Below are 2,796 nucleotides of genomic sequence, written 5' to 3'. Positions count from 1 at the left end.
TACAGGCATTACAGTCGGCATCATCGGGGCTGGAGACACCGTAATCGTGACGTTCCAGGTACAGGTGACGACTCTATGAAGTCCGGGCTGACATCTGATTTTATTTTAAAAAAATCAAACCATGGTCCGCTTTAGCGTTGGTGGAGCCGAGTCGGTAGCCTACTCCAATACCGTCGATACGCCATGGATCGGCCCATTGCTGAAGTTCAGCAAGTTTGTCCAAAATAGCGTCGTTTCGCTGAATCAAATGGTGACCTACAGCTTTTCAATACGCAATGATGGCAATCGCGAAGCCGGCTTGATCTTGTACGATCCGCTGCCAGCCGGTTTGTCGTTTATTCCGAATAGTGTCTTGAAGAACGGCGCCCCCGTCCCGGGGGCTCAACCCGGTTCAGGTATCGATCTCGGCATGCTGGGGCCTGATGCTTCGGTGTATGTTGTGTTTCAGGCGATCGTGGTGGCGATCCCCCCATCGCTGCAAATCACCAATGAAGGACGTGCTGAGTACTCGTTCCAATCTCTCGGGGGAAGAACGGTACGCGGCTCCATCGCCTCCAACCCGGTGACGCTGTCCGTGCTACCTTCTTCCGTATCGCTAATCGCCGACGTCAGCACCTTCCAAACGTTTATCGGAGATATACTGTTCTACGAACTTCTGGTGACGAATCAAGGGAGTGTACCGCTATCCAAAGCGGTGATCTTTATTACGCTCCCACCGGGATTAACATTTGTACAGGGCAGTGTCGTCATCAATGACGTCCTGTACCCGGACGTGCAGCCCGAAAATGGAATTCCGATCGGGACGATCGCTCCCGGCGCTTCCATCCGTATCAGGGCCAGCTTAAGAGTCGGGATGGTGGACACCGATTCCTTGGTCATCCAAAGCTGCTTGAAGTATTACATTGATGGGATGGAGTATAAGGCCATGGCCAATGAGCTTCAAGTGAACGTGATCGACCCTGACGTCAGTCTCAGCAAGAAGTCAAACAGAAACCGGGCAACCATCGGCTGTATGATCGGTTACGAATGTACGGTGCAAAATACGAGCAGCCAAGCGGTAGATGCAACGCTGCAGGATGCGTTTCCCCAGGAATTATCCCTCGTTCCGGGCAGCGTCCGGCTAAATGGTCAATACTTGGAAGGATCACCATTGATGGATGGGCTCTTCCTGGGGACCCTTTCTCCGGGGCAGCAAGTAAGCATCACTTATGAAGCAAGCGTTGACCCGTTTATACCGTCTGCAGCCCCGCTGCGCGTACCAAACGAAGCAACCGTATCTTACGCCTTCCACCTGCCCGACGGCCGGATCGTCCGCCAGCCGCACCTCATCTTTTAAAAGATTGGCTGCTTTGATTCCCGGCCTATACCTCGTTCCAGAAGCGTTTGACGTTTTCCAGGCCGATTTTTGTCCCCTGAAAGCTGTCTTCCATTCCTTCAAACTCGATCGAGAAATACCCGTCAAATCCGGATTCCTTGATGATCCGAATCGATTCGCGCAGGTTGATGTCTCCGTGCCCCGCAATGGCGCCTCTCAGGAAATTCCCGCTGGCCGTGCGGAACCATCCGTCACCCGGATTAAGGGCGGCTGGCCGCAGATAAAAGTCCTTGATGTGCACCATGGAAGCATAAGGAATGTTGTTCTTGACGGCGGCCACCGGATCTTCGTCCACGCACATAAAATTGCCCACGTCCAGCGTCGTCCGGAAGTTCGGCCGCTCCACGGCTTGAACCAGCGTCTGTACCCGGTCGCTTGCCTGGATATAATAGCCGTGGTTTTCCACGCTTGTCGTAATGCCATACTGCGCCGCATAATCGGCGATTTCGCGGCATGCCTCCGCCAGACGTCCAACCTCCTGGTTGAACTGTTTGATGGATGTGTCTTGGCGGCTGGCTACGTCATGGCGCATCAGCTTCACGCCAAGGCGTGCGGCGATGTCCACTTCACCTTTGACGCGCTCGATTTCCTTACGGTAAGCCTCCTCGGTGTCCACAGCGAAGTTAGCGCCGATCGCATAGTTGGATACGTCGATTCCGACTTCCTTCGCCTTGGCCACGATCTGATCCACCAGCTCCGGATTCCCGGTCAAGGTGTATCCGATCGGAACGATTTCCACGTGTTCTCCGCCCATCTCGGCGATTTTCTCGATCGCGCCCAGAACCGTGATTTCACCCGATTGAATCGGACGGTACAGGCTGTATGTGCTTACTCCGATTTTCATAGCTGAATTTCGACTCCCTTCTCAGAGGATTCGTAAATGCCGTTCAGAATCTTCATCATTTCCACGCCGTCGTCGACCGTGGCGATCGGCACCGTGCCGTTTTTAATATTTTCGATAAAATGATTGATTTCGTTCTGGAACGCGGCGGCAAAGTTAAAGCCTTTATGGTCCACCTGCGGCTCAATGTTCAGGATCGTATCGTTTTTCTCTGTGACGATAACCAGAGCCGGATCGATTTCGAAGCCGCCGTTCGTACCAAAAAGCTTGATCGCCGCTTCATCCTGCTTTGCATGCAGGGAAAAGCTTACGTCCACGAGCAGCGACGCTCCGTTCTCAAAACGGATCAAGGCGTTCGCCATATCTTCTACGGTGTTTTTGCTGGCGTCATAGTCGGCCGCTTTGTAAAAAGAATAGTTCTTCACATGGCTGCGGTTGCCCAGCTTGTGGTATACGTTGCCGGACACCGATTTCACTTTCGGCTTGCCCATCATATACCAGCACAGGTCGATCGCGTGCACGCCGATATCGATCAGCGGCCCGCCGCCGGAGCGCTCCTTGTCGGCGAACCAGCCGCCCG

Annotated in this window: 3 protein-coding genes; 1 reads left to right on the top strand and 2 read right to left on the bottom strand. The window is 53.8% G+C overall.

The window, feature by feature from the left end:
* Positions 1-121: 121 nt before the first annotated feature.
* Positions 122-1,336 carry a COG1361 family protein gene (locus tag CPT76_RS07060; protein WP_105442371.1) on the top strand — a complete coding sequence of 405 codons (1,215 nt, stop codon included), beginning with the start codon at positions 122-124 and terminating at the stop codon, positions 1,334-1,336.
* Positions 1,337-1,361: 25 nt separating this feature from the next.
* On the opposite strand, the gene CPT76_RS07055 is transcribed toward CPT76_RS07060, so the two are convergent.
* Complete coding sequence (locus CPT76_RS07055; RefSeq protein ID WP_105442370.1) at positions 1,362-2,219, bottom strand: sugar phosphate isomerase/epimerase family protein; 858 nt, start codon at positions 2,217-2,219, stop codon at positions 1,362-1,364.
* A partial coding sequence (locus CPT76_RS07050; RefSeq protein WP_146116179.1) for a Gfo/Idh/MocA family protein occupies positions 2,216-2,796 on the bottom strand: 581 nt, incomplete at its 5' end. The genes CPT76_RS07055 and CPT76_RS07050, both read right to left, overlap by 4 nt.

This window comes from Paenibacillus sp. AR247 (assembly GCF_002968895.1).
Taxonomy (GTDB): Bacteria; Bacillota; Bacilli; order Paenibacillales; family Paenibacillaceae; genus Paenibacillus_AQ; species Paenibacillus_AQ favisporus.
This window is presented reverse-complemented; position numbering and strand designations above follow the sequence as displayed.

What these genes read in the sequence shown, in the direction of transcription:
- CPT76_RS07060 (WP_105442371.1), top strand. Translation starts at nt 122, where the DNA reads ATGGTCCGCTTTAGCGTTGGTGGAGCCGAGTCGGTAGCCTACTCCAAT.
- CPT76_RS07055 (WP_105442370.1), bottom strand. Translation starts at nt 2,219, where the DNA reads ATGAAAATCGGAGTAAGCACATACAGCCTGTACCGTCCGATTCAATCG.